The sequence below is a fragment of the Paenibacillus sp. N22P23 genome (genome assembly GCF_059383735.1).
Map to the genome: position 1 here is coordinate 1035523 of NZ_JBXENT010000002.1, position 25426 is coordinate 1060948.

Annotated in this window: 26 protein-coding genes; 2 read left to right on the forward strand and 24 right to left on the reverse strand. The window is 46.3% G+C overall.

Translation table 11 applies throughout. The features are described from left to right. Positions 1-4 precede the first annotated feature (4 nt). The 7 genes from AC506A_RS15205 to AC506A_RS15235 all read right to left on the reverse strand — a co-directional run bounded on the left by AC506A_RS15205 (position 5) and on the right by AC506A_RS15235 (position 6214). Positions 5-154, reverse strand: a complete 150-nt coding sequence (locus AC506A_RS15205) for a hypothetical protein (RefSeq protein WP_495461916.1) — start codon at positions 152-154, stop codon at positions 5-7. Between the two features lie 242 nt (positions 155-396). Next, positions 397-1587: a glycosyltransferase family 2 protein gene (locus AC506A_RS15210; RefSeq protein ID WP_495461826.1), complete on the reverse strand. Its 1191-nt coding sequence runs from the start codon at positions 1585-1587 to the stop codon at positions 397-399. Between the two features lie 352 nt (positions 1588-1939). Continuing rightward, positions 1940-2299: a DUF6886 family protein gene (locus tag AC506A_RS15215; protein ID WP_495461827.1), complete on the reverse strand. Its 360-nt coding sequence runs from the start codon at positions 2297-2299 to the stop codon at positions 1940-1942. A gap of 106 nt (positions 2300-2405) precedes the next feature. After that, on the reverse strand, positions 2406-2972 hold the full coding sequence (locus AC506A_RS15220; protein ID WP_495461828.1) for a YdcF family protein: 567 nt from the start codon (positions 2970-2972) through the stop codon (positions 2406-2408). A gap of 153 nt (positions 2973-3125) precedes the next feature. Next, the gene (locus AC506A_RS15225; protein ID WP_495461829.1) at positions 3126-3971 is read right to left on the reverse strand and encodes a DNA-primase RepB domain-containing protein; all 846 of its coding nucleotides are present in this window, start codon (positions 3969-3971) and stop codon (positions 3126-3128) included. A gap of 145 nt (positions 3972-4116) precedes the next feature. Continuing rightward, positions 4117-4956 carry a phosphotransferase enzyme family protein gene (locus AC506A_RS15230; protein ID WP_495461830.1) on the reverse strand — a complete coding sequence of 280 codons (840 nt, stop codon included), beginning with the start codon at positions 4954-4956 and terminating at the stop codon, positions 4117-4119. Positions 4957-5377: 421 nt separating this feature from the next. Continuing rightward, positions 5378-6214, reverse strand: a complete 837-nt coding sequence (locus AC506A_RS15235) for a GNAT family N-acetyltransferase (RefSeq protein ID WP_495461831.1) — start codon at positions 6212-6214, stop codon at positions 5378-5380. Between the two features lie 259 nt (positions 6215-6473). Here AC506A_RS15235 and AC506A_RS15240 point away from each other — a divergent pair, with 259 nt between their 5' ends. Beyond that, positions 6474-7475 (forward strand): LysM peptidoglycan-binding domain-containing protein, encoded by a 1002-nt coding sequence (locus AC506A_RS15240; protein WP_495461832.1) that lies wholly within the window; start codon positions 6474-6476, stop codon positions 7473-7475. Between the two features lie 65 nt (positions 7476-7540). Here AC506A_RS15240 and AC506A_RS15245 read toward each other — a convergent pair whose 3' ends face one another. The 8 genes from AC506A_RS15245 to AC506A_RS15280 all read right to left on the reverse strand — a co-directional run bounded on the left by AC506A_RS15245 (position 7541) and on the right by AC506A_RS15280 (position 15197). Further along, on the reverse strand, positions 7541-8272 hold the full coding sequence (locus AC506A_RS15245; protein ID WP_495461833.1) for an AAA family ATPase: 732 nt from the start codon (positions 8270-8272) through the stop codon (positions 7541-7543). A gap of 37 nt (positions 8273-8309) precedes the next feature. Continuing rightward, positions 8310-8972, reverse strand: coding sequence for a hypothetical protein (locus AC506A_RS15250; protein ID WP_495461834.1), 663 nt, complete (start codon positions 8970-8972; stop codon positions 8310-8312). After that, complete coding sequence (locus AC506A_RS15255) at positions 8969-9655, reverse strand: hypothetical protein (protein WP_495461835.1); 687 nt, start codon at positions 9653-9655, stop codon at positions 8969-8971. The genes AC506A_RS15250 and AC506A_RS15255 overlap by 4 nt, the downstream gene beginning before the upstream one ends. Then, entirely contained in the window at positions 9656-10468 is an 813-nt protein-coding gene (locus AC506A_RS15260) for a VanW family protein (RefSeq protein WP_495461836.1), read from the reverse strand. Between the two features lie 141 nt (positions 10469-10609). Next, positions 10610-11596 carry a phosphotransferase gene (locus AC506A_RS15265; protein WP_495461837.1) on the reverse strand — a complete coding sequence of 329 codons (987 nt, stop codon included), beginning with the start codon at positions 11594-11596 and terminating at the stop codon, positions 10610-10612. 115 nt (positions 11597-11711) lie between these two features. Continuing rightward, positions 11712-12401: a hypothetical protein gene (locus AC506A_RS15270; RefSeq protein WP_495461838.1), complete on the reverse strand. Its 690-nt coding sequence runs from the start codon at positions 12399-12401 to the stop codon at positions 11712-11714. Positions 12402-12484: 83 nt separating this feature from the next. Next, positions 12485-13606, reverse strand: a complete 1122-nt coding sequence (locus AC506A_RS15275; protein ID WP_495461839.1) for a hypothetical protein — start codon at positions 13604-13606, stop codon at positions 12485-12487. A gap of 4 nt (positions 13607-13610) precedes the next feature. Continuing rightward, a complete protein-coding gene (locus tag AC506A_RS15280) occupies positions 13611-15197 on the reverse strand; it encodes a copper amine oxidase N-terminal domain-containing protein (protein WP_495461840.1) in 1587 nt (528 codons plus the stop codon). Positions 15198-15364: 167 nt separating this feature from the next. On the opposite strand from AC506A_RS15280, the gene AC506A_RS15285 reads away from it, so the two are divergent. Continuing rightward, the gene (locus AC506A_RS15285; protein WP_495461841.1) at positions 15365-16231 is read left to right on the forward strand and encodes an immunoglobulin-like domain-containing protein; all 867 of its coding nucleotides are present in this window, start codon (positions 15365-15367) and stop codon (positions 16229-16231) included. 11 nt (positions 16232-16242) lie between these two features. Here the strand turns inward: AC506A_RS15285 and AC506A_RS15290 are convergent, their stop codons facing one another. The 9 genes from AC506A_RS15290 to AC506A_RS15330 form a co-directional block, all read right to left on the reverse strand. Further along, entirely contained in the window at positions 16243-17259 is a 1017-nt protein-coding gene (locus tag AC506A_RS15290) for a phosphotransferase enzyme family protein (protein ID WP_495461842.1), read from the reverse strand. A 35-nt stretch (positions 17260-17294) separates the two neighbouring features. Then, complete coding sequence (locus AC506A_RS15295) at positions 17295-18212, reverse strand: aminoglycoside phosphotransferase family protein (protein WP_495461843.1); 918 nt, start codon at positions 18210-18212, stop codon at positions 17295-17297. Between the two features lie 2 nt (positions 18213-18214). Next, positions 18215-18787, reverse strand: coding sequence for an AAA family ATPase (locus AC506A_RS15300; RefSeq protein WP_495461844.1), 573 nt, complete (start codon positions 18785-18787; stop codon positions 18215-18217). A gap of 15 nt (positions 18788-18802) precedes the next feature. Continuing rightward, positions 18803-20215: a stalk domain-containing protein gene (locus AC506A_RS15305; protein ID WP_495461845.1), complete on the reverse strand. Its 1413-nt coding sequence runs from the start codon at positions 20213-20215 to the stop codon at positions 18803-18805. 656 nt (positions 20216-20871) lie between these two features. Continuing rightward, a complete protein-coding gene (locus tag AC506A_RS15310) occupies positions 20872-22215 on the reverse strand; it encodes a DUF4179 domain-containing protein (RefSeq protein WP_495461846.1) in 1344 nt (447 codons plus the stop codon). Further along, a complete protein-coding gene (locus AC506A_RS15315; RefSeq protein ID WP_495461847.1) occupies positions 22208-22747 on the reverse strand; it encodes a sigma-70 family RNA polymerase sigma factor in 540 nt (179 codons plus the stop codon). The genes AC506A_RS15310 and AC506A_RS15315 overlap by 8 nt, the downstream gene beginning before the upstream one ends. A gap of 134 nt (positions 22748-22881) precedes the next feature. Further along, positions 22882-23685: a class I SAM-dependent methyltransferase gene (locus AC506A_RS15320; RefSeq protein WP_495461848.1), complete on the reverse strand. Its 804-nt coding sequence runs from the start codon at positions 23683-23685 to the stop codon at positions 22882-22884. Then, positions 23678-24577, reverse strand: coding sequence for an SPL family radical SAM protein (locus AC506A_RS15325; protein ID WP_495461849.1), 900 nt, complete (start codon positions 24575-24577; stop codon positions 23678-23680). The genes AC506A_RS15320 and AC506A_RS15325 overlap by 8 nt, the downstream gene beginning before the upstream one ends. 116 nt (positions 24578-24693) lie before the next feature. Next, the gene (locus AC506A_RS15330) at positions 24694-25416 is read right to left on the reverse strand and encodes a hypothetical protein (protein WP_495461850.1); all 723 of its coding nucleotides are present in this window, start codon (positions 25414-25416) and stop codon (positions 24694-24696) included. Positions 25417-25426: the final 10 nt, after the last annotated feature.

Here is a 25426-nt window from a genome sequence, read left to right on the forward strand (position 1 = left end):
AACTCTAGATAGACAAGTCCCCGAGCGGCTGAAGTAACTTATATAAGTAATAAATTGCAATCGAGGCCCCTATTATCAAAATTAGTACAAATATTATGACTAGAATAATAAATTGGTTTTTTTTACCTTTAATTTCTTCACCCCGTTTAAAAATGTTTTTTTATTATTTTGAGGGAACTCATAGAATTTTGCAATTTATCCAATAAAGTATTCGTCAAGTGATTAAACAATCCTCCCTTAGCTTAATGAGCGTGTTCCTTAAGTTAATTCCTTTTAGCAGCTGAGTTTGTTCTGCAATCAGCCAATGTTCTTGTCCTCGGGCACGAGTTTCTCCGCATCAAAAAAGAGCCGACAAACGGCTCTTTTTTGATGCCTATCACTGGATCTCCAAACAGCCTACAACGACGCTTGTACAAACGCCTGCATCCTCGAGCGAACGGTCATGGTCTGGTACAAATACGTAATCGTTCCCGATGACGTGATTTCCCCGTTGTAATTGGAGACCGTTGACGTCAAGCTCGCATCCATAAGCTTCGATTCTTTCAGGGTACGGATGACAGTAACATCCATCGGAGCATGCTCACTGTCAAAAATAATACACCACTCCGCCTTCGCTCTCCCAAGTGCCTTGAGCAACGCGTAGTTGATCGAATGATTGACGTAATACAAGATTCGCACACGAGGGTCGTGGAACGGTTCTATAATCTCATCTATTTCTCGTTGCGTCGTCAGGCTGACGATGATCAGCTCGCAGTTGGTCTCGTACTGGTCAATGATGTTTCCCAGCGCAGTATGAGCACGAGCTACTTCGCCCGGTTTTACAATGAACAATACGCTAAACAAAAGCGGTATGCTTCGCCTCTGGCGCGTTTCATAATGGGCCCTGTGAACCTCGTTCCAGCATAAGCGGTGCTTTGAGCTATCATTTGCAATGTGAGTAGACAAGCTAAATGGAGAATTAATCCGATAATCCATCAGCTCGACAGGCAAGTACTTGATGTCGCAAGAATCGGTCATACGCAGCCAATAATCGTAGTCTTGAATATATTTAAACCGATATCCGTCTACGAGTCGGCAATATACCGCACGGTGAATAAAGGAAGGCCCGATGATGCAGCCGTCAAGCAGTGCCTCCTTGGGACGGTTCTGCCAGCTGCGCAGTGTGAGGAGAAACTCCGGTGTATGTGCGGGCTCGCCGTTTTCGAATATTTGATTAAAGCTGCTGTAGACGATACCCACATTGGGATCCGCTTGATCCAATGCGTTCACTAACGTGCCCAAAAATTGCCGGTAATAGATGTTATCTGTCGATACCCATGTCAAGTATTCGTAACCTTGGTCCATTAAGATTTCAAATCCGTAATTAAGCGCAAATGCGACGCCTTGATTAACCGGATAGGAAACGATCGTTACCCGGGGATCTCCTATGGTGCACTCCTGAATAAGCGGAAGTAGCTCAGGCGCTCCATCGATGACAATTAGGAAGGTAAAGTTTCGATAATCTTGATTGCGCATCGTTTGAATTGCCATTCGCATATACGCTTCATTCTGGTAATAAACCGGCATGACAACGCCGACTTTCGCCATTCTAATGCCCCCTTCCATTTATACTAATCTATGAAAAAATCACCATAGATGAGATAGTCAGAGCGCACATTTTATTAAGTCCTCAGTGATAGCTATAATAATCCTGCGCATGGACCACTTTGAATCCAACCGATTCATATAATCTCAGAGCATGGTCGTTTTTCGTTTCTACTTGGACTCCGATTCTTCTTAATAAAAGCAACTTTTCTTCCTTGATAATTATTGCTCTCGCCGCGGTTCGAATTCTCAGCATTATAAGCTAATCTCCCGTTAATTGAGAAAAAGCCACCGATCCTTTTCGGCAGCCTTTGATTGAACTCGTTCCTCGTTAGTTTCCTGATAGTTTCCTAAGTTAGAGTTTTTTGGCGTTATTAAATCTATGAATTCCATATCCTGTTTCATCAAAAAGCTCAAAACCCTCATCGTCAAAGCAATATCTATACATGGTTTGCTTTGCTATCCTCGTATACCAATCACTTTCCACTGTAACTATGGTACTGGCAATGGAATGATTAAAGAATAATTTTAAATGTTGGTCTGTTGTCGCCTCATCTTTCCTACATACAATGCGGGGACAGTCTCTAGGGAAATAGTAAGAAAACTCGTGCTCTTCATCAATTGCCCAAACTACCGCAGGAAGATCCGGACGATTTTGCTTCACTTTTGGTGCAAATATATGGATACTATCGTCTTCGCTGAAGTGAAACAGCATATGTATCCTCCTTCATCACAATTAACTTTATATTCCATACGATAGGTATGGGCCAGTTACAGCAAAACACAGCTATATTATCATGTTAAAGCGAGTTATCAAATGCTCAAACCACTTCTGTTTGTTTGACCCAGTTTGGAATATGATGTCCAAAATATTTTGTTATCTTCTCGGCCTCATTTAGAACAGCGCTTATTCCTGCCTCACTGTAATACCAGTTGGTTCTGCTAATACGACTTTCATCCAGCTTTACTTTAAAACTTACGTTTGGCGGGAAAACAGTCTGGTATGTCATTAATGCCCTCCTGGCAAAGAAGGACTTGCATACAATGACTGCATTCTTAACGTTTAGTTGGCTCTCATTTATTACATGCCAAGAATTTCTGGCATTGTCAAATGTATTTCTCGCTTGGTCTTCCTTCAGTATGGCGCTTTCAGGCACACCAAGAGACAATCCTATTCTCTGCAGGTGCTCCCATTCTGTTACCTCAATTTTTGAGTTTAAGCCACCAGAAGGTAATATGTAAGGCGCAATCCCAGCAAGATACAATTCTGAAGCCATCTCCATTGGTTTAATATGACTTCCACCAGGCACCAAGATAATATCGGATGGAAATATCTCTTCTTCTTCAACAAATACAAGGTCGGTTATGCAATCAAATGGATATTTCAAGAAAAATCCTCCCTAAGCAAATAACTCCGTTCCTCGCTTGCGTAATTACTTTGAAAACACTCCATTATCCATGAATCGATAAGTCGCATACTTCGTAATATACCGTTTTTTCATATGTAAGACGGCAAGGCCGTCAGTCAAGTCAATGGTTGCTCATAAGGATAATGCTAAGCTCCGGATGAGCTCGGCCTGCGTAAAAGGCTGCTTCCTCCCCCAGCGCTTCACGCGAACGAGATAAGGGCTTGTCGGGTTCTTCCGGTGATAGAAGCCGGGAACGCGCATGACGCGAGCGAGGTCCGTGATTTTGGGATCGGAGTTGAATTTGCGGACGAGTGCTTGCTGAATGGGCACGAACCAGCCGATCGATCCTTTTCGGATTGTCCAGTAGATATGGTAGCCGTTTTTGGTTTCGATGATCATCGAACCGCGAATGAGCTTCCGATGCTTGGCAAGAAACTTGCGTTTCAGCTGCCACACTCTTCGCCTGCCCCGCTGGGCGAGCAGCCGATAGAGTCCTTGCTTGGTGCGCGTTACGCTGATGGATTCAATCTGCTCCACGGGGTCCGCTTGCAGCTCCTGCTTGCGGCGCTCCACCTCTTCGCTCGTATGCAGCACTTCGGAGATCTTGTTGAGGTCGACATCAATGAAGTGGGCGCGAACCGCCTGGAAGTCGCCACGAGCCTGCTCCCTATAATTGACGGTCATGAACACCGCATAACCTTCACCGTTTTTGCGCAGCAGTGGAACGGGCCGCTTTGCACGGGTCAGCAGCGTAATCCGCGACAGCTGGCGCTCTAGCTGATTCATCGGCTTGTGCAGCGTCATCGCCCGCGTCTTGCTCTGCGAAGTGGGCTGAGCGGGCTTGCGCGCCATCGTATCGTGGACTAGCGTAAAATGTAAAGTTTGGCTTCTTTTGCAGCCGAGCTTCTGGATAAAATACCGGAATTGACGGGAACGCAACCGCATGCGGCTGGCATGCAGGATCAAACGCCGCTCCATTGAATCACACCTCTCTATTAGGCTGACATCACACGCCGCTTCTTTACCTACACAATCTTATTCAGCCGATATGCCGTGCGTGTGGTTACTCGTACCCGCTTTAAGAGGGGAAGTGTGAATATTGGTCGCAGCTATGAGGCGGTTTTCACCTGAATTCGGCTGAATCCTGCCCCATCAGTGGAGAACGTCTCCGTAAATGCTTGATGACCCATCCGTCGCAGTCGATGAGAATGCCTTTCGCTATATCCCGGCAAGCACCTTCAATGAGCCAAGCCCACCACATTGGCGTAAGCAGCTCCCACTCCTCAGGTTCAAGTGGCGAAACATCATTATATGCATTAACGACCTCGTCATGCGCGCCACGCCACGAAAGCGCAAAGTCGCCGATTCTATGATTCCAATGGGCGAGTTCAAAATCAAGGATACCTGAGAGATGCCCATCTTTGAAACGTAGGTTCCACGGCGTAAAGTCTCCATGGATAATGATGCCTTTCATAGATTGAGGCTTTAGTCCAAAAACCCGCTTGCGTGCTCGTTCAAGGTGCCATCGTAATATACGAGTTTCCTCTGGTCGCTTCCGCTCATGCTCAGAAAGGATACGATCCAGTGTTAAGTCCCCAAGAATCTCTTCACAGCGGCGCCAATCGCCGCGCTGCCCGAACCCGGTAAGTTGTGCAAGATGGGTGTGGAACTTCGCCAGAAGTCGCCCCCGTGTCCTTTGTTCCGTACTCCGGTTTTCTTCTGATGGCGGATCACCAGGCAGATAAGGAAAGAGGCACCAGAAATGACCGCCCAGTTCAATGGGCCCATCGACAGCGGGCGCGACCGGCCACCCCAGCCTAGCAATACTTGTTAGCAGGCGTATTTCGTAGTCGATATCTTTAGCCGACTTGGACGACCAACGGCGCAGGACAAGCTGTTCTCCCCGAAAGTGTACAAGCCAGTGCTTATTGAGACTCCCACCCAAGCAGGCGACTATACTCACTCCAAATCTCTCCAATACCTCGTCACTCGGCGAAATTGTCTCGAATCTATCATCCATCATTCTTCCCTCCTATACCGCGAACCACGATATTAACTAAAAGAAAAGATTCTGAATTGTACAATGAAATAAACGGTAATGAGTACATTTGTTGCTAGTATAACAATTGCACTTAGACTAACGGAGTATTTCAATAAAACTCGACGATACACAAACGATAGTAAGGTCATAATTACACCGTATGCAATTGGGACAACGAAACTATAAAATATTTTCTCTGAATCGCCAATGTCACCTGGAGGAGCATCAGCTGCTGTGAAGCGTCCCATTGCGATCCATATCCTTAATACCCAGTAAAATAAAAATGATAGGGTCAAAAAAACGAATAGATACGCTGCATAACTGAGTACACTAAGGCCATTCTTCAAATGACTACCTCCTCATCACAGTGATAGCTATAATAATCCTGCGCATGAACCACTTTGAATCCAACCGATTCATATAATCTTAGCGCATGGTCGTTTTTCGTTTCCACTTCTAAATGGACCGAGTATCCGGCCGCACTTTGCTCTTTAATGACTCGGCGCAATACTTTGCTGCCAATCCCTTTACCTTGACGTTCGGGTAGAATGGCGAATCCATAAATCCACGCTTGCCCCTCTTCGCGGCTTACTCGAATTTTTCCTACCGTTGCTTCGTTCACGTCAATCATGAATATATCCGTGTTACCCGAATAATTGTTACTTTCCATCGCTCGGGCATCTGCTTCGTCATCTCCAAAAGCCAAAACGGATATGCGTACACGCATTTCGTAATCTTCAAGCGTCGCTGGCCTCAGCATAATCCCCTCCGTTTCGCCAAGGGGCTTTTCCTGCCACTCCATTTGATGCTCCGAGAATGCGTACTCAGCGCCTTGCTTCTTCAGAAAAGCTTTTGCCGATTCAGATCCCGCAGGTGCGTTCAACAGGATTCTCTTGAATCCGTTCTGTCGGACTGTCTCCATGGCTTGCCGGAATAAACGCTGGAAATGCCCCTTCCGTCGTTCACTAGGTTTCACCATGCCGCATACTTCGACTGTAGAACCAAAAGCATACAAACCTACAAATGCTGCAAGCTGATCATTTTCATAATAAAACAAATCCAGTTGGTCCGATTCGCGTTCTCTAAGCATTTCCCAGTTGAGCTTCAGCTGTACATGATCATGTGTTTCACACTCGTTCTGCAATTGTTCAATATCTTGTAATTGTTTAGTCGTTAACATTGATTTCTCCTTTGTAGAAAATAATAGCCGCCGATCAATCTTTCATACCCAATATGACTACTTCAAATGCCCGAGTTGCTTCCTTTTGTCACATGATTATCGGCTTCAGAATCAGATGCCCGCTTAGAATTAGGTGCATTCTCCTGCCCCGGTATAGTGCCAATCACCTGATTTCCCTGATGTTTCGTTTCGAGGCAGATTCTTATAGTAAGATATAGGAAATGATAGAGAATTCTGAACACGAAAGGAAGAATGCGCTTTGAACAGAAACTCATCCAGCAACAATATGCAGCCCCGAGCCGCTCGTACGAAGAAGAAGAAAAACACCTTGTTGATTCTCCAGGCAACAGCGGGCATCCTAATTATTAGTGGAATCCTGTATAGCATATATGCTGCACAATCCGGCTCCGATCCGAAACAAGCTGCGACAGGGAACGATCCCGTTGGCATGCAAGTGATCAAGACCGATACGACAACCAAGAATGACGGAGACAAGGTTGTTCATGAGTTAGCACCTGCTCCAGGCAAATCCTCCAGCAATACCACGAAGCCCGAAACTTCGGTCGAAGGTGATCAAGACGCTGCTGCGGACCCGGTTGTCACTCCGGAGAAACCGTCCATTCCGAAACCGGAGATCAAAGTCGTCCAAGCTAGTAAACCAGCTAGTAAACCATCTTCCAACACAGCTGCCAAACCTGCAAAGTCCCCGATCAGCTACGTTGTCAAAGAAGGGGACACACTGTCCTCTATATCGATGAAATTCTATCATTCGAAGCTGCACGTCGCTCGTTTGGCGGAATACAACCATATTGTGTTTATCAATGATATGGTCGCAGGGGATATCATCAAGATTCCAGCGTTATCTTCTGCTGCCGGTTCATCACCTGCTAAACCGCAGAACATGGACTACTCCAAGGTTACACTTCCGGCAACCTATCTGGTGCGCACAGGCGATACCTTGTATAACATTTCACTGCAATTCTATCAAACGAAGAACTATGTAGAGTTGATCGCGAAGCAAAACAAGCTGGACCCTACCAAGAATCTTATCGCGGGAAGCTCCTTAATCATTCCGGCCATTCCGGTCACAAAGCCGATTGCCAATCATACGGTGAAGCAGGGAGAGACGCTCTCTAGCATTTCCATGAAACACTACGGTTCCGCTAAATTCGCAGTCAACATTGCACAAAACAATCATCTGAAAAATAACGACGACATTAAAGCCGGCGATGTGTTGAAAATTCCTTATCTAAAATCGTAATACGAGTTAAAGTACGAGGGCTGCCAGCTATATGGGCAGCCCTTTCTTTTCATATCGGAGCACCATTACTCATCGTAATCTTCATCCGAATCCGAAAACAACTCATTCAGAACCGTCTTTCTATTCTCAAGAAACCGCCTTGTGAGAATATAGTGCAGCGTATCCTCATACCTGATTTCCTCAATCGGATGCACATCAAAGTTTACAATCTGCGCATCCGGGTATCCAAGAAGGATCGGAGAGTGCGTCGCGATAATGAACTGAGCATCCTCTTCTAAATCCTTAATCACTCGCATTAAGGCCAGCTGCCTTGCAGGTGATAACGCTGCCTCCGGCTCATCGAGCAGATAGATCGCCTTCTTGCCAAAACGATGCTGGAACAGCGATAGGAACGCTTCACCATGTGATTGCTTATGCAAAGAACGACCACCATAAGAACCGAAACTATCCGGCATCGTATCAATATGGGAAGCGAAATGATAGAACGTTTCTGCTCGCAGGAAGAAGCCATTCGTAATCTTCGGCATCCACGACAGGCGAATATGTTCCCCAAGAATCGAATGCGAGGCATCCACATCATAGTTATTGTTCCGTCCGCCACCGGCCGTATTAAATCCACATTGAAACGCGATCGCTTCAAGAAGCGTGGATTTCCCCGAACCATTCTCCCCCACCAGAAAGGTCACGTTTGTCCGAAAAGACAGTGACTTCAAATATTTCAACGCAGGTATGGAGAATGGATAGCGCTTCGGATCTGTTTCCTCATTCTTGATCAGTTCGAGACTGCGCAGGTACATCGATTTCAACTCCGTTAGATTTCGTTATTTCTATGCTCTACGAAGAACTACCTATAAAATCCTCGGTCGAGAACCCCTCTGGTGATGCGCTGCTGTAAACTTGCTTATAAGCGTCCCGCTCCCAGCTGCTTAGCACCGGTGCTTCGACAACAGTTTGATCCAACAATTGCAGAAACTCCGGATGATGCTGCTGCACCCATTGCCGCGCTTGTTTGAGATCATCAGCATGGGGAATGACGATGGATTGCGGGACAATGTCAGCAAGGTTATTATAGACTTCACGTTTCTCAAGCAATCTCGTGAATACAGAAGTATCATCGTTTATCGCTTCAAGCGACTCGTCCACTAGCCGATAATAGAAGCCTTGGACCTGTGCGTTTTGTTGTTCTGGAAATGGTCTCTCAAAGCGGAGGATCTTCACGATGTGCGGATTCTTGTTGAACCATCTACTCTGCTTATAAACGACGGAATATGTAATGTTCACATAGGAATCATCACTTAGTGTGTTGAGCTGTTCATAGCTGCAAGGTATTGCCCGTTCACCATAGGGGCCAATTAATATACTGTTCCCATCAGGAGATGTGCCAGAACCATAAACCGTAGCTACCTCTATTTCTGTCTGCTGTAATGCAACTATTATACCCGCTGTAGCAATAACAAGCGCACAGATGAATCCGATCCCGTATAACCACTTTTTCATGAATTGCTCTCCTTGTTTGCCTCTGCTTTACTTACCCTTCCCGAGAAGTAATCCCCTTCGTATATGCCTGTTTTCCAAATGACTTGACCGTCAGCTCCGTATGCTTCAATTTTCAGAGGGTCTGGTCCATTCACAGGGGGAGCTTCGAGCTCGTCGAAATAGACGAACCAATAGCGTCCTTGTTGGGCTGAGATGATTTTAGCCTGCTTACTTACTGTTATCTGCTTAACCACTACATTCTGTATATCGTCATCCGTAATGACCCCTGCAAAAGTAAGCTTAGGTATATACGGAGCATTAATCATTCCCCAATCAAACCCTTCTACAGGGTTTACCTCTCCATTACCGCTACTATTCCAATCATTTCGTTCATCGGAGTAGAACGCATGCCGGAAACCTGTTTCATCACTGTATAGGAGCAGTGTTCCTAATGGTATTTCTTCCTGGTAAATAAATTCAAACGACTCCGGATTAGACATTTTCACAAATAATCTATCCATCTTCTCCTCGTCAGTCTCCGTACATCCCGCGCAGAGAAGCATTACCAGCGCCATGAGACATAGCTTTTTCACATGATCACCTAGTACACTGGGCCTGATAAAATCCAACAGTACCCCCGCGAGAAACACCAGAATCAAAATAACAACGAGCACCGTAACAATCATTAATCCAATGCTCTCCATTTAACGGTTTGGACCTCCTTCCGCTAATAAAGGTGCGTACATCATCAGCGCATGATTCTCGGTGATATACTCATCGTTTATCATTTCACGTTCAAGATTATAGACACGCCGATGAAGCACGTTACGCCGAACGTAACCGCCCCAATACTGCTGCTCGATCCGATGCTCCTTCTCATAAATTTCGTAGGTATGCAGCGGTCTCTCGCTCGCGCGCCACTCTCCCTTTAGAACATGGTCCTTCAACTCAAGTACGAGTTGATAGGGAACTGATGTCGGATTCAAAATCATAAGGTCTAAGTAATTATAAGAACAAGTCGCCCCACTGCCGAAGGGCTGGGTACGGTTCGCATCCGGAAATACATCATAGCTGTGTCGATGACGCTCCACGACAGTTAGCGGTGTATGCAGCGTCATCCAATAAATTAAATTCGATAGCTGACAAAGTCCTCCGCCCAGCCCCGGCTTGAATGTGCCGTAATGCAGAACCATCCCCGGCACATAGCCTTTTCGCGCGGTAGTTCTTCCGATCAGCTTCCAATAAGACATGGTCTCACCCGGAGCAATGACGAGCCCATGAAGTCGTTGAATCGCAAGCGCCAAATTAATCTCTTTATTATGCTGCAGCCACATATCCACGTCCTTAAGCTTCCGCAGCGTTGGCGTTGTATGATGGAATACAACATGTTCCAGCGGTTCCACTGCGAATGTTTGCGCGAATGAGATACCTCCGAACAGCCACCGAGCATATCTTCGCCATGTAAAATAGGCAGTCCCAACCCTAAGCCGCAGCCTAGATCGCTGAATGGGTTTCATCCAAACTGCCCCTTCCTTAAATGGTCTCAGTTTCTATATTTTTACACTTACTTATGACGTGCGACACAGCAAAAAGTTGCAGCGCAAAAAAGACTGCCGAGCGGCAGCCTTCAGCTTAGGCGCACAGATATCCGTTAGAATTCATGCTTGAGTTCCAGTGATAGCATGATGCTCGCACCAATTTCGTAGAAACTTCAGGTTCGTATTAAAATAATGATCGTCCTGCCAAGCGCCCCAGACATGCGCGTTACCGGTATGGAGACCCATTAACCATATCTCCCGAATCGCTATGAATATTGGGATCGCTTTAAGATCGAATTCACCCAGTCCTTTAACCTTCTGGTAGGCTTCAAGGAAACCAACCCATTGTTCATTCTCATAATGTTCCTTCTCTTTCCCTCTAACTTTGGCCCACAAGAACACAGACACATCGTAAGCTCTCCATCCGAAGCCTCCGCAGTCAAAGTCGAAATGGGTTAAAGCGTTCTCATGAAAATGCACGTTGGCTCCATGAAGATCGCCGTGACATACACCCCACTCCAGCTCGGATGAGATTTCATCGATGCGGCTCGACAATACTTGAGACAATGATTCCAGATAATTCATATCCTCCGGCTTGTGGGATAATGATTTTCGAATGTTGTGAAGAGGTTGCTTCAACAAATGCTCCAAGTCAATCGTGAATCTTTCCTGATCACTGTTGAAATCATCCATTGCCAGATGCATCTTTGCTACCTGCTCCCCATACAAATCTGAGCTCGCTTTGGTATCGGAGTAGCCGCCTTCTGCAAAAGTAAACAGAACCGCGAAGCGTTCTCCCTCAGGCGCATCTAGTTCCATAACGTACCTTCGATCCTTAGTAAGGACTGGCGCCGATACAGGGATTTCCTTACTCTTCAAGTGATTCAGTAATTCCACTTCGAACTCGGCGTCATGTTTATTACGCCAATGCTCTTTATAAATCCGAAGAACGTATTTGCTTGTACTGGTCTTCAGACTATAAGTATCATTGAGCCCATTCGATAGAAACCGGCATTCCAACACGTCCCCTATTTCATAAAGATCATTTATTACGGGAGCTAATGCATCAGAAGATATTACAGAATGATAGACAGGAAGTTTTAGCATACCGATCCCCCATTTTCATTGTTCTTATCATAGACGATAGAACGTATCCGGTCCTCACTTAGACCGAACTGCCGTGATAACTGCTCGAATGTTTACGACTAATTGGTCTGCATTATTAGTTTAAGGAAGCTATCTTTTCAAATAGAAGATTAGTTAATTCCGTTGCCTTCTCTTCCATGCTAGACAAGAAGGTTAATGCTTCTTGATGAATGACAACAAAAGTTTTCATCTCAGACGTATCTTGAGTTTCCGCATAGTTCTTGAGATGACCTAATGCTTGAATGAATAAATCGCAGACGTGTTCGGTGTTGTATAGCACATAGGGAAACTCAAGTCCTACTTTAATTTCTCTAAGCAGTCCATACATTTCATTACTTTGATTAAGTTTAAATAAATCAATAGCTTTCACAATTGAATCGATTTGTTTGGTGTCCGAATTATTAAGCAGTAACTGTTCAAGTATCGAAGAAATATCCTGATCAAATTGATGCAAACGTTCAATATGATCATGCTTTAATCCGCCTAATGTCCCGATCATTCTCAAGTAATCCAACCGTTCATCTGTAATTTTTACAGTTGCTCCTATTTTCTCCGCATGAATGCCTACCTGGCTTAGGAGATTAATTGGCAGCATCGTACGATTGTTCATAATGATCGGAGGCACATCTTGATCAGTATGTAGTGCTCTGGATTCCCATATTACGTGTACAGTTGAGTAGCTTTTATATGTGTTGCCCTGGGCCGTGGCGGTTGTAACAAAAGCTAGCCATAATACTGAGAGTATGACTGCTACTTTTCTAGACATTTACTCACTCCCGTATCGAATTAATCTTGAACATTCTCAGCAACCACTCTTATCCCCCTTGTATTACAAGGCTGCCGATTTCCTCAGGTTGACGTATTTTTAGCCCCTTCCTGAATCTCCACCTGAATAGGGAATGATCTCCCTGCTAGTTCGTAGATCTCCTGTTTGAGCTTATTTACACTTTCTTCTATAATCACCTGAGTGTTCCCGGACTTCTTACGCATGATAAGAGTAACCTCATCCGGTTCGACGCGAAAAGAAACTAAATCTAAACCATCATACTGGGAGATATCTATCCTTTCGAACACCTTCGCCAATGCAATCGTCATCGCCGTTTCAAGCTTGTAACCGGTAGGATATACAGGCTCGTCTTTGAAGATGGGATTCGCTTGTGCAAGCACATAGGAGGATCTATTCGGTACATCGAAGACAACGGTTCGAACCTGTCCATCCTCAGGTGCAAACTCCTTCTCCACTCTGGTAGCTGCACCATTCTTGTCCACGGATATAAGCTCCAAGGTGATAGCTTCCATTAACTCGCCCAATCCATCGCCTCGATCCAAAGTCATCGTCATGCGATACGCTGCTTTGCCTCCATTCGTCTTGATTTCTCGCTGTGTTAGCGATGTTGGAATGAGCGGATAAGGCGTATCGGATAAAATAGGAGGATAACTAATTTTCTGAGCATCCACTACCTGCTCTAACAGGCGGTGTACATGGGGCTCCATAATGGCGAGCATCTTGTGCCCCCTTACTTGTCTTAGCTCATACTGAAACTTACGTTCACTCATCCCCCACAATATTGGAGTAATCGGAATGAATAATTCTCCGGCGCGATGTTCAGGGGCAGCTCCGATGCCCCATCCCATGTCTCCACCAAACACGGCCCAGTCCACACCTGGTCTCAGAAGACCGACGTTCTGCCCAATAGTATAGTAAGGTTTGTTTTCATATTGCTTCTGTTCCACGAAAGAACCAATTGTATCCGCGAATGTCTGCATAGGAACCATCAGTCGATTGTTCTTGAAGAACGCCGCCTTCTCGCCCGGAAAGAGTACAAAATAATTGTTCATAAGCAGTGGCATCACTTGCTTTCCTGCCTGATCAGGTTTCGCCTCAGGCGCGGCCGCTCCTACAGATGAAAGCGATAAGGTTCCTATCAGGAATAGTACAGTGAGTAATAGAAGTGTTCTTTTGCTCCACACCCATTCAACCCCCGTCTCTTGGCGGTAATATCTTCAGATGCATGAAATCCTTATAGGCCTCAAGGTCGTCCAGTACTAACTGTTTGCCCCGTCCTATTCCTGTTCCCAGGCTGCTTTGCCCCGCTTCGTACACTTGTAAGTAACTCCCGTCAACGAAACTGATCGCCATGCCGTGAAAAAACGTCTCGACCTCTGATGTGGGAGCAGGCTCTTCGACGCCTTTTGCAACGAATAGCTTCAGCATCCGGCAGACCTTGTTAATGGATTCATGATCGGCTTTATTGGTATTGTTCAGTGGGACGTATGCAAGATCCCCGTCTGCTAGATTCACGGACGATACGGTTTCCGGGCTGCAGATAGGTGCCAGCTCGCTTAGATTCTTGTTCTTTGGCAGTTGGCTTCGTTCCTCCTCGTAAGAGGGCCGATCATAGGTTAATCGAACCGTGCGATTCGTCTTATCGAGGGGACTGTAGTAGATGAAATCAAGCGATCCATGTCCCATATCGCCGGCGTATTTCAACCCATCGACGCTATACGGAACCTTATTGTTCAAGGCGTAAGTCCGCTCTTCCCCAGTCAACAGCTTATCCGCCAGCACGACGGTTGAATGGTCCTTCAAATCAATTAACGTCAGAAGTCCAGTTTGATTCGGCCGAACGATCAAATAATCATCGCCGACTGAAACTACGGTATACACCCCGTCCTTGCCGACAAGCGCAGGCAAATCATAGTTGTTAATCGCCTCGCCTTGCTCATCAAATACAGTTACGATTTTGCCATCTGTCAGTACGGAACGCTGAAGCCAACCTCCTGGTCTTTCCACTTGAAAATAGGTCGTATTGGACTCATAGCGCTGAACATAGGTCGCTTTCTTCTGACTCACAATCTTATTGTTCAGGATAAGTAAGCTATACGCATCATAAAGTACGTGATACTCTGCATCTATGTGCTGGTCCACGATTGTAAGGACGTTGCTCGAACTGCCCATTCCCCCGCTCAGAGTAACATTACCCACTAGCGTGCCATCCAATTTGCCGATGAGCATGACGGGATATTGCTCATTTCGTGCCATATAAAGGTCGCTTGTTACACGGTTAAACCAAATCGGACCAACACCTAATTTGAGGTATGTATCCTTGCGCGTAATTCGGACTGTTTTGTTCGTTTCATCCCATACGACCTCTGCTTTCGTAGCCTCAGAGAAGAATCGAAGCGGAGCATAAATTCGTCCTTGTAAGTTGAGCAAAGGTGCTGTTAATGCAAGTTGATGATCATTAACGGTTGCGTTCATAGAACCATAACTCAGTTTAACGGCGAGCTCCGGGTATTTCATGCTCACTATCTTCGCTCCAGCGTTCCAAGACACGATTGTTCCGAGCAGTTGACCCATATCACGTACGGACAGGTAAACATTGCCTCTGGAAATTAGTGGATCCGAGGTCAACTCGTACATGTAGCCGTTCATCATAACCTTAATACCGCCTGCCTTAGGCGTGTCTTCTGCTGAAGCTGGAATGGGGATATTGAGCAGCATCGTTACAACTACTATTATCGTAGTAAGATAGGTAAGTACTCTTTTATGAAGAAGCAAGGGATCATCCTCCTGTTTGTTTTGGAGCCGGATGACCATTAGACGATCGAATCTGAGAAATGTTGCGTTAAATACCTAAAAATGTATAATTTAATCACCGACCATTGCTCATGCTCCAGCCGTAACAAATCCTGGGTATTATGCGTCATAGATAGGGGGTGTTACCAGTGCGAATCCTAGTACTTATGTTGCTTTTCGGAGTTTTTTTGACAGCATGCGGAAGCAAATCAGAAGAGGATTTAGTCCAAGGGACTGTTAATCCTACCATTGCCGGCCTCAAGGATACGATAGGGAATCCCGAAACAGTGCGTGTGTCCTCGAAGCTTTCTCGGCTGCAAGCATTAGCCGCTGCAACCGATTATGGCGCCAGAACCGAGAAATGGTTTAAGGGGGATTATGGTTTCAATATGCTCACGTCTTACCCTTCCGATATGGCTGAGGCGGGGAGCGATGCAGGAATTAAACTTGTCCGTATTCCGAAACAAATTTCGGTTCGCTATCAGATTACAAGCCGCGATCAGGACGGTAAGCGGAATAAACTGCTAACCGAAATCGTCGCTGATCGCAGCAACATCAAGGATGATCAATTTAATTTTGCTTATAAACTGCCGGAGCAGCCCAATACAAATTATTTACTTAGCTTGGAAGCTCTCAATACAGAGGGAGTTGTCGAGGATACGCTGCTGGCCACGTTTTATGTACCTCCACATGAACTTAACGCCCGCCTTTCCATCGATCCGCCGGTACAGGGCGCCGACCGAACGGAATTAAAGCTCTATAATGCGGGGCCGACTGATCTGTATTTGGGGTACGGTTACACGATCTACCGTGATCTACCTGAGGGATGGACGAATGTACCTGATGATTCAGCTGTAGACTCCATCGGCATCCAGACAGCCCCACGCCAAACCTTCTCCGAGACAGTTGTATTTCCGCAGAAGCTCCCACCGGGGAAATATCGTTTGGTTAAAACCTTCAGGGGAGCCAATACGGATTTAAAAGCAATTTTAGCGGCTGATTTTGAAATTCAATAGTCGCCGCCTGATTACCAAATATCCACGATAGGTACATTGTTCTCCAACCTGACCCTGCTTTCTGCAATCCAATCCTTAAACCATTGATTATCCGAGCTGCTGAATGTTTCATCCCCGTCATAATTGCGAAATGCCCCAATATAAACAATCAATTCTCTCAGCATTAAGAATAACGGAATATGCTTCAGGTCATCTTCACTTAATGTGTTTTCGAGGCTATAGCCTTTCATAAAAGAACGCATAAATCGGCGGGCCTGATCCTCCCTCAGCTCGCGCCCATCCTCGCCACCGTATACATAAACCAGGTAGTACAGCTGTACCGCGATATCTTCTACAAACCAGCTGTACTGCGCTTCGTCGAAATCAAAAAGCGTGATTTCACCTTCGTCATCTACTACAAAATTACCGACTCCCATATCCCCATGAATAAGTCCAAAAGTATCAGAATCCGTTGGCAGTTTAGTAAGCCGATCCACCATCAGGCTGTAATTCTCTTTCACACGCTGATGGGACGGAGGAAGGATGTCAATGTCTATCAAGTAATCGTTCTGACACCATTCTATTCTACGATTGCCGCTATCCTCATCAGGCTTATACAGCTTCGATAAAGCATGCATTTTACCCGTGATTTGACCCAAGTTCTCGTATAGCTCATCGTCATCCAGACACGCCGGATAATTCACCTTCTGTCCAGGCGCTTTCTCAAAAGAAACCGCAGTAAAGAACATTTCTGCTGTCACAATTACTTCGGTCCACTCGCCCGTCGCGGATGGGATGGGCAGCGATGCTGAAATGCCGTTGCTTACCAGATACTGGATCCATTCCAGTTCTGCCTTTACCACACCAACTATACGACGGCTTCCAGGCGTAATTCTCAATATATAGGCATGCCCGTTATGCTGGTACTCGTACACAAAGTTTTGAAATCCGCCTATAGAAATGACATCTTCATCGCTAATCCCATATCTCTCCGCGGCACTTGCAAGGACACCATGACGATGAAAGAGGTCCGTAATGGCATTTTCCATATTTAATTCCCCCTAACCTTCATCCAAGTATGCAATCAACCCTTCATGATCGCCTCTGCAAAAGCAACCTGTTTGACGAGATCCGAGTACTCCTCAGCTGTTGCGCCATCCTCAGCACTCCAGCATGAACCCATTGCTGTTTCGACGAAGAGGCATTTTTTTAAGATCTCGCTGGGAATGCCCAGTTTCTGCTCGAGTACGGCAATGATTTCATTGATTTTCGAATAGCCCTTCTCCGAATAATCATCATCAAATTCATTTAAGATAAAGCGCGGAACGTCAAACACCGGATCGCCTATTACGCCCTTCGGGTCAATGATTTGGTATATGCCATCCTGTCCAAGCAAAATATTATCGTGATGAAAATCGCCATGAAGCAGCATCTGCCCGGTATAAACCGCAGCCACCGATAAGCAAATATCTTCCGCTTTCTTCATATAGGCTGCTAATTTTCTGCAATCCTGCCTCGTACTCATGTACTCGGTTATTTTGCTAACCCACCCTACGTAAGTCGGATAGAGCTCTGCATTAGCAGCCGCGATGTGCAAGCCTTTGTATAGCGAACTAAATACGTCTAACCTCGTCGCAAGCGAAGTCTCTTCCCTTAGCGGATTCCCCGGCTTCACGCACGCTTCAAGCAAAACTCCGTTATCCAAATCCGCATCATACACGGTGCAAAATCGTCTGCCTTCATAGTGGAGCAATGTCTGATATTCCATCTTTATCTCTAGAGAGGAAATTCTGCCTATCTTGAGTACTGCGCTTCCGAATCTAGCTGATTCGCATGTAAACACCAGGTTTGCGGAATAGGAAGGAATGAGCTGAAGCGCGCTCAACTCCCATTGACCGGCAAAGGTTTCGAGATTGCTGAGCATCTTCTCATAGAACGCTTGACCAAACCCGCTCATTATTTGTTCGATTTCATTGTGCTGGAATTGATAATGCTTGCTCATTCTTAGACTTCTCCTCCGCTCCGCTCGGCTATATTCACAATGGCTTGGATCACGTACTGAACCTCATCAGCATGTTTGATTTCGAACAGATAGTCAGCCTCACCATGAATCGGGTCTACCGCTTTACCGTGAAGAGACTCTGTCTGCTGCCGCATTAGTACCTCTTCGAAAGTAGAAGCACTTCTAAATACAGCGGTGCTGCGCTGACTTTCAGCGACTCTCGCTTGTAAGACAATATCAGGATAATCGAAATGAACGAGTATAGTAGTAAAACCTTTGTTTTGATAATAAGCAAGCATCTCCAACCGCCCCTTACGATAACGGTTCGCATTGCACTGAATGAGATGATAATCCGTTTGATGAACAGCATAATCGACAATCGTTTGTGTCACGGCATACTTGATCGTATTTGGACCACTTTTTGGACGCAAGGCGGGATAGTTCGAATTGATGAATGCAGCATGGTTATCTTGATCAATCACAAGTGAGTTCGGCAATTGTTGCTCCAACGCCTTGGCGAATGTCGTTTTCCCGCTATGCGTTTTCCCAACCGTAATAATCACTACCCTGTTCATTAACGCAGCTCCAATCTACTCAGTTACTCGTATGGTGTAGGCTTCAGGTTCCCATGCCGTCGTGAAGCCAAAGGCCGCACCAAGCTCACGGACAGGAGCAAGCAATTCCCCTCTTACATTGTATACTTCCTTACCCACTGTGACCGGAAGTCCATTCACGTAAATACCGCCTGTTTCTTCCAGATGAAAAGAAAACTCCTTACCATCCTTAAGAGCAACCGCTATTTTTCCATCCGGGTTCCACTCCATACGGTAACCCATCGCTTCCATCATCCCTCTAACAGAGGCATAAACGCTCCCATCGATCTGCATCGCCCACATGACTATCTGCTGCCCATTCACCAGCACACGAGGAGCTTCCAATACGGGTTCATATTTTGTAACGGAGAAGGTCCCCCATGAGTACGGCTCATACGAGTAAGGTGGAACGCCGAAGCCTTCCTCTCCGCCTCCTATGCCTAATAACCCATGGCCAATTTGACCATCGCCGTTTAAACCGGCCCCCCACAATGTGCCATCCTTTTTAATGAGAAAAGAAGTCCGAAAACCGCTTACACCCTCTACTGCCTGCTGATGTCCAAGCTTTACGGGGTGATCGAACCTATGCGGCTGTAAACCGTCTCCGATTTGGCGGTAAGAGTTATTACCCCATACCCATACCCGGTCAAGCTGATCAAGCGCCAAACATTGCAAATACGAGCATGATAGATCCTCTATCGATTGAAGCTCCGGGATCTGTTCCAGATGGAGCGGCCCCTCCAATGGATCCCTGTTTCTACCCAGCATACCGCCATAGTTATCTCCAAAGGACCACACTGTGCCGTCCGAACGCAGCAATAGAGTAGATCCTCCTGAACCTGTAATCGCCTTAATATGATCAAGCTTCTCGAACACCCGTGGTTTCGTAATTACAGCTTGATTACCGGTCTGGCTATAATACCAATACGGTGAGCCCCAGAACCAAAGCTTGCCACTCTTGTCGATGGCGAACGCAGCATTACCTTCTATATGTATAGACGATATCTCTGGCAAACCCGCTACTTGAGCCGGTGCGGCAAGGGACTTCACTTTGCCAGTACCCAATTCGCCATACTCGTTGCTTCCCCAAGCCCAGACCGTTCCGTCCCTCTTCAGAGCCAACACAGAGTCATAGCCTAATTGAACATCTTTCACATCACGCAGTCCTTCGATTTCTTTCGGGATTCTCGTGAATACCGAATGATCTGAGGAATAGGTTACACCATCATAAGTGCCATAACGTAATTGCCCAAACATCCACGCTGTCCCATCCTTCTTCACAGCAACGACCGTATCCCCGTAAGTAGAAGAAAGTCTAATAGAATCTACATCCGTTAATTCCGGAACTTGAACGGCTGTCGTTGTTAAACGCGTCGTGATGTTGCTTCCCCAGGTCCAGAGTCCCATCATTCTTCAGTGCCAGTGTACTTGCATACCCTGAAGCAACCTGTTTGACATTCGAGAGCACTTTTCCTTCAAACGTCATTGATTGCTCCTGTGAACTTTCCGCCGATACACCTATTGGAATCAGTAAACTAGCCATACATATGAGCACGATCAACTTTAGTAAACGAGAATGTCTCATTTCTACTCCACCCCAGTACCATTAATTAGGATATCTTCATAGATCATAGACGTTTACTCTGCTAAAAGGTTACTAAACTACTGAAAAGACTGCCAGGATTGGCAGTCTTCAGGCTGTCGATACAGTCTCGACAGCACACGCACTCCTCATCATGCATGCCGCGAAAATCTAACGAACCGTAGAGGCCTTATTGGGCCGAATTTCGAGGCTTCGAAAATCTAACGAACCGGAGAGGTCTTATTTGGGGATAATCGGCTCCCAACTACGCCATAACCATCAAATAGAGCCCCTACGGTTCGTTAGAATATTTTCGGTGCCAATAATGGGCAAATAAGCGCCGTACAGTTCGTTAAAGCATCTGATCAATTGTTGGTTGAAGTGGGCTGGCCTTTCATTTCTTAAGCCCATCAACAGACAAAGCCCCAACGAGGGGCTTTGTCATCAACCTGAAGATTGCCACGAATGGCAGCCTCACTGTTAGTTACTTAATTCTAAGGTTTATGTCACCCTGGATCCGGGTTGGATAATCGGAAATGCGTAGCGTTAGCGGGCTTTGGTAATTCGTCTTCTTAATAAAATACTGGAACTCGTCACCAGACGAACCCGTCATATGCGATTCAAAGGATTTACCGGATGCATCCTTAAACGTGCTGTCTAGTAAGCTGTACGAACGGTTTTCATCAAGCGGGTTGTCATTCTTCAGCTTAAAGACAACAATGCTCTGACCATCCTCCTGGCTGGTGCCGACATCACTTAACGTAAGGTGATCATCGGGGCTTGCGAGCAGCTTCTTGTGATCAAGATCCACCTTGAGTTCCAGCTTGTTTTTGTCCAGTGCACGAATGCTGCTGGCCTTTAGATATAGCCGGTCCGGCTTGCGGAAATAGTTGCTCTGGAAGTAAAGCACCTGCCGATACTCACTTATGGTTGAACCGGATACGCCGTTGGTAATTGTCCCAAAGACCTCACCGTTCTCATCTTCGAACCGAAGATCGTCAAAGTAAAACAACTTCTTAGTATTGGCTGGATCGTATGCTACCTCCACGCCAATCCGGGTCGGGTAAATGGTTATTTTGCCAAAAGTAATCCGCTGGCCCTCAACGGTAACCGTTTCATTGAGATCATAGGTCTCCTTCAATCCTGCAAACTTGGCTTTATCTACAGGAACCACAAACTTCCACACCGGACCATCAGTTGCCTTCTCGTTATCCTTACCGACCTTAATCTCCAGATTAAGCGTATCCGGGACTTCTGATCCCTCCTGGAAGTTAAAATCAATCGTGCCTTGCTTACTTAACCACTCTTCATCGAAGTTCGAGGTACCTTGCGAGATTCCGAACTCTTTGCCATTAAGCAGGTTCACTTGCTGTACATTGATGACTCGCTTCCGTCCGTCCGTGTTGGTCAACGTGTAGAAGACGAGAACCCTCGATTCATCTGCAATTACGCCATCCACCGTCAGCTTAATGCCGTCATGCTCCTCGGATAGGCCGACCGGCTGCATAAAATCATTTTCCAATGCGAGCTCCAGCCCTTTGTCATAATTAATAAGTTCAACAAGTGACCGAAGCCCCGGCAAATCACCAACATAGGCCGCAACAACGGGCGAGAAGCGGACAGATGCTACCGTAATGAGGAGCAGTAAACATGCCGTATAGGAAGCCATTCGAGTGACCAACCGGCGCCTTCTGCGCTGCCGGCCACGCCGCATGCCATTCCTAATCCTCTCATCAACCGCTTCGGGAACCGTAATCTGATTAATCCGTTCCTTCATTGCCTCCAACTGCGGCCAATCCTGCTCGTTCGCATCACGAAACTCATTCATGGGGTTCACCGTCCTTCTCCAGCCGCTGCCGCAGCCCGCCGAGTGCTTTGTGCAGCCATGTTTTGATCGTACCTTCCGGCTTCTGTAACGTTCTCGCGATTTCGGTGATCGTTAGATCATGATAATATTTCAGCTCAATGACGGTCCGATAGTTGGCATCTAGCCGTTCTACCGCGGATTCGAGCATTACTTTCTCTAGTAATTGGGATTCGCCGCTCCCCACGTGCTGTTCTCCAGCCACGGCCGCCACCTGATGCTTCTCATTCCGGCGAGACCGCCTCTTGGTTTCATCCGCACAATAGTTCATCAGAATGCGAATCAGCCAGCTTCCAAAATAACCAGGTTCTTTCAATCGGTGAATCTGCATGTATGCCCGGCAGGTCACTTCTTGCACGGCTTCAAGCGCATCGTTCTCATTCTTCAAATACGAATACGCAATCCGGTACATTTTATCTTTGTGCTGCGTAATGAGGCTGTAGAAGGCCGCATCGTCACCGCGTTTAGCTGCGTGAGCCAGCAATTCGTTATCCATGCGCTACCTCTCCTGCCATTATGCTTCTTCTACAAGTTAGACGCTGCTGAGCGGCAAACGGTTTTTGTTTTTCTCAAATTCGTGTACGAATGACAAAAGGCTGCCAAACCGGCAGCCCTCCTCGTCACGATCATCTATGCGTTCTTCCTTCCCATGTACATGAAATGTTCGGCAAAACTCAATAGCTCCTCGCGTTCACATACTTGCTCCGCCAAGTCGAGCCAAGCCGATATTACCTCAGGCGGCTGTGTAAGAAGCTCCGGCTCACGCAGGTATAGGAAGCTTTCGCAGTTGATCACGTGCAGCTTCTCTAGCTCGAATTTTTGGAAGAATGGAACCACATCTCGCGGACGAATGTAATAGTTGTCCGTGAATCCATGCCCGGCAAAATTCGCATCCTCAATCATCGTATGAAGCTCAGACCTGCGATCAGCAGATAGAATGAATGCAGGATTACGGATCAAGTAATCCCAGACAAATGAATATGAAGAGACAAAGGATACGAATAGGATTCCGTTTGGTTTTAGCTTCTTCATACATTGCTGAATAGTCGCAACTCTATCCTTCTCTTCTTTCAGATGATACATCGGCCCCATGCACAGTACATGATCAAACTGCTCATCCGCAAGGCTAGATAAGTCGCGGCTGTCCACACATAGACCTTCTAGTGGCAGCTCAAGCTCCTTCGCTTTGCTCAGCGCAAAATTCACATTGTTGGGCGAGAGATCAGCCAACGTCACCTCGCAGCCACGCGCCGACAGGTGAAGCGAATACCTGCCCGGACCACCGCCTAGATCCAGCACTTTGTCGTTCGGCTTGATGTAGCGGTTCATATACCGTTTGCTAAGCTCAAACTCAACTTTGTGACGCTCAAGACGATCCCACTCGTACTGCACCGTCTCATCATAGAATTGTCGAACAATCTCAACGTCATCCATAGGAACACTCCTCATCGTCGAACAAACTCATTTGGAACGAGTCAGCAGCAGGCGGCTGATAATAGGGCATTTCGGTGGATATCCCATGCAGCGAGCAGGCTTCACGGAACCGAAGCTCCAGTTCTTTCTCCTTCTTCGACTTACACTCATAGGCAAGGCCGAATGTCCGTCTATATTGATTACTCAAACCTGGAAACTCTTCATCCAGCTTTCGATAGAAATACTCCCGCTGCCGATCTCGCAACGTAACGCCGAATGCCGCCATGATATGTTTGACACCTGCTGCTGCCGCCCTCTCGACAAGCTGATCAATGTTATCCAATTGATCTTCCAAGAAGGGGAGAATAGGCATCATCAGCATAGTCGTCACCACACCAAGTTTCTCGAGCTCAGCAAGCGTTCTGAATCTCTCTGTAGAGGAAGCCGCATGGGGTTCCAATTTACGAGCCAGCTCATCGTTAGCGGTCGTAATCGACACCGCAACGGAGGCATATTTCGTGCTCAGCTGCTGCAGGATATCGGAGTCTCGGAGAATGAGATTGCTCTTCGTAGTAATATGTACCGGGAATCGGAACTCCGCAATCATCAGCAGCGCGCGCCGCGTCATCAGCAGCTTGCGTTCCATCAGCGTATACGGATCACTCATCGAACCTGTGCCGATCGTGGACTCTCTGCTTCTTTTCGCTGCGAGCTCCTTACGAAGAAGCTCCAACGCATTTGTTTTGACCGTAACATTGTGGAATTCATCGATACCGTACCGCTCACTTCGTGAATCACAGTAGATACACTGAATGTCGCAGCCACGATAGAGATTCATCGTATATTTAGTCCCGAACCAACCGGCAGGGTATTTAGTAGGGATTAGGATACTCTTAGCCTGAGCGGATTGCATTTCACTTTACACCCCCACCTTCAAACAACATGATAAGAACATTTGTTCTTATCTCAAGAATAACATTTCTTCTTGTTTGTGGGAAGTGAATTTGATGAAAACAAGCACACTTGAATTTAGATGTCCTTAACGAGGTTCCAGGTCCCTTTTGAATATGCGAGCCAAGTCTTGTACTCACTCATTTCGTCCCTAATGCCATAGACTTTGTCCATGTCCGTGAAATGACCAACAGCCGCGATCGGGATCTTATATTCGGCTGTATTCTTGATCGCTCTCGATAAGCCAATGAATAATCCATCTCGGGCAGACTCTAATAGTACTGCAGATACTTCCTTCGGGATTGGCTCAAATTTCCTCCCTGTGATCTTCCGCAGCTTCTCTACAATAACGTTTGCCAAAAGCATTTCATAATCACGCCGGTCCGTCACATAGAGCTTGTTGAACCAACCGTCATCATGTGCATAATAGGCAAATCTCATCATTGGCACTAGGTGCAAGGGTCTAGCGAGATGCCCGAAGAACAATAATTCAGCAATCTGATTGTTGCTTAATGTGTCCATATCCGCTTCTTGAGCGAAATCCACCCAACAAAAATCCCCATAGCCGTAAACATCATCCTCGATCAGCTCATCCAGTTCTTCCCGCGCCACATAATCAAATCGAGTATGTGGATTCCATTGCGCATTCGAGAAGTTATGTTGGAGTAGTAACAAATTCTCCGGTCTATTAGGTACACCATTCATAAATTCATGAAATTCAATCCCATACGAATAGAAGCAGTTATTCGCACTCTCATTACTGACATAGATCAAATCCCTGATTTTCTTCTTTTTGTTCATGGAGCCATTC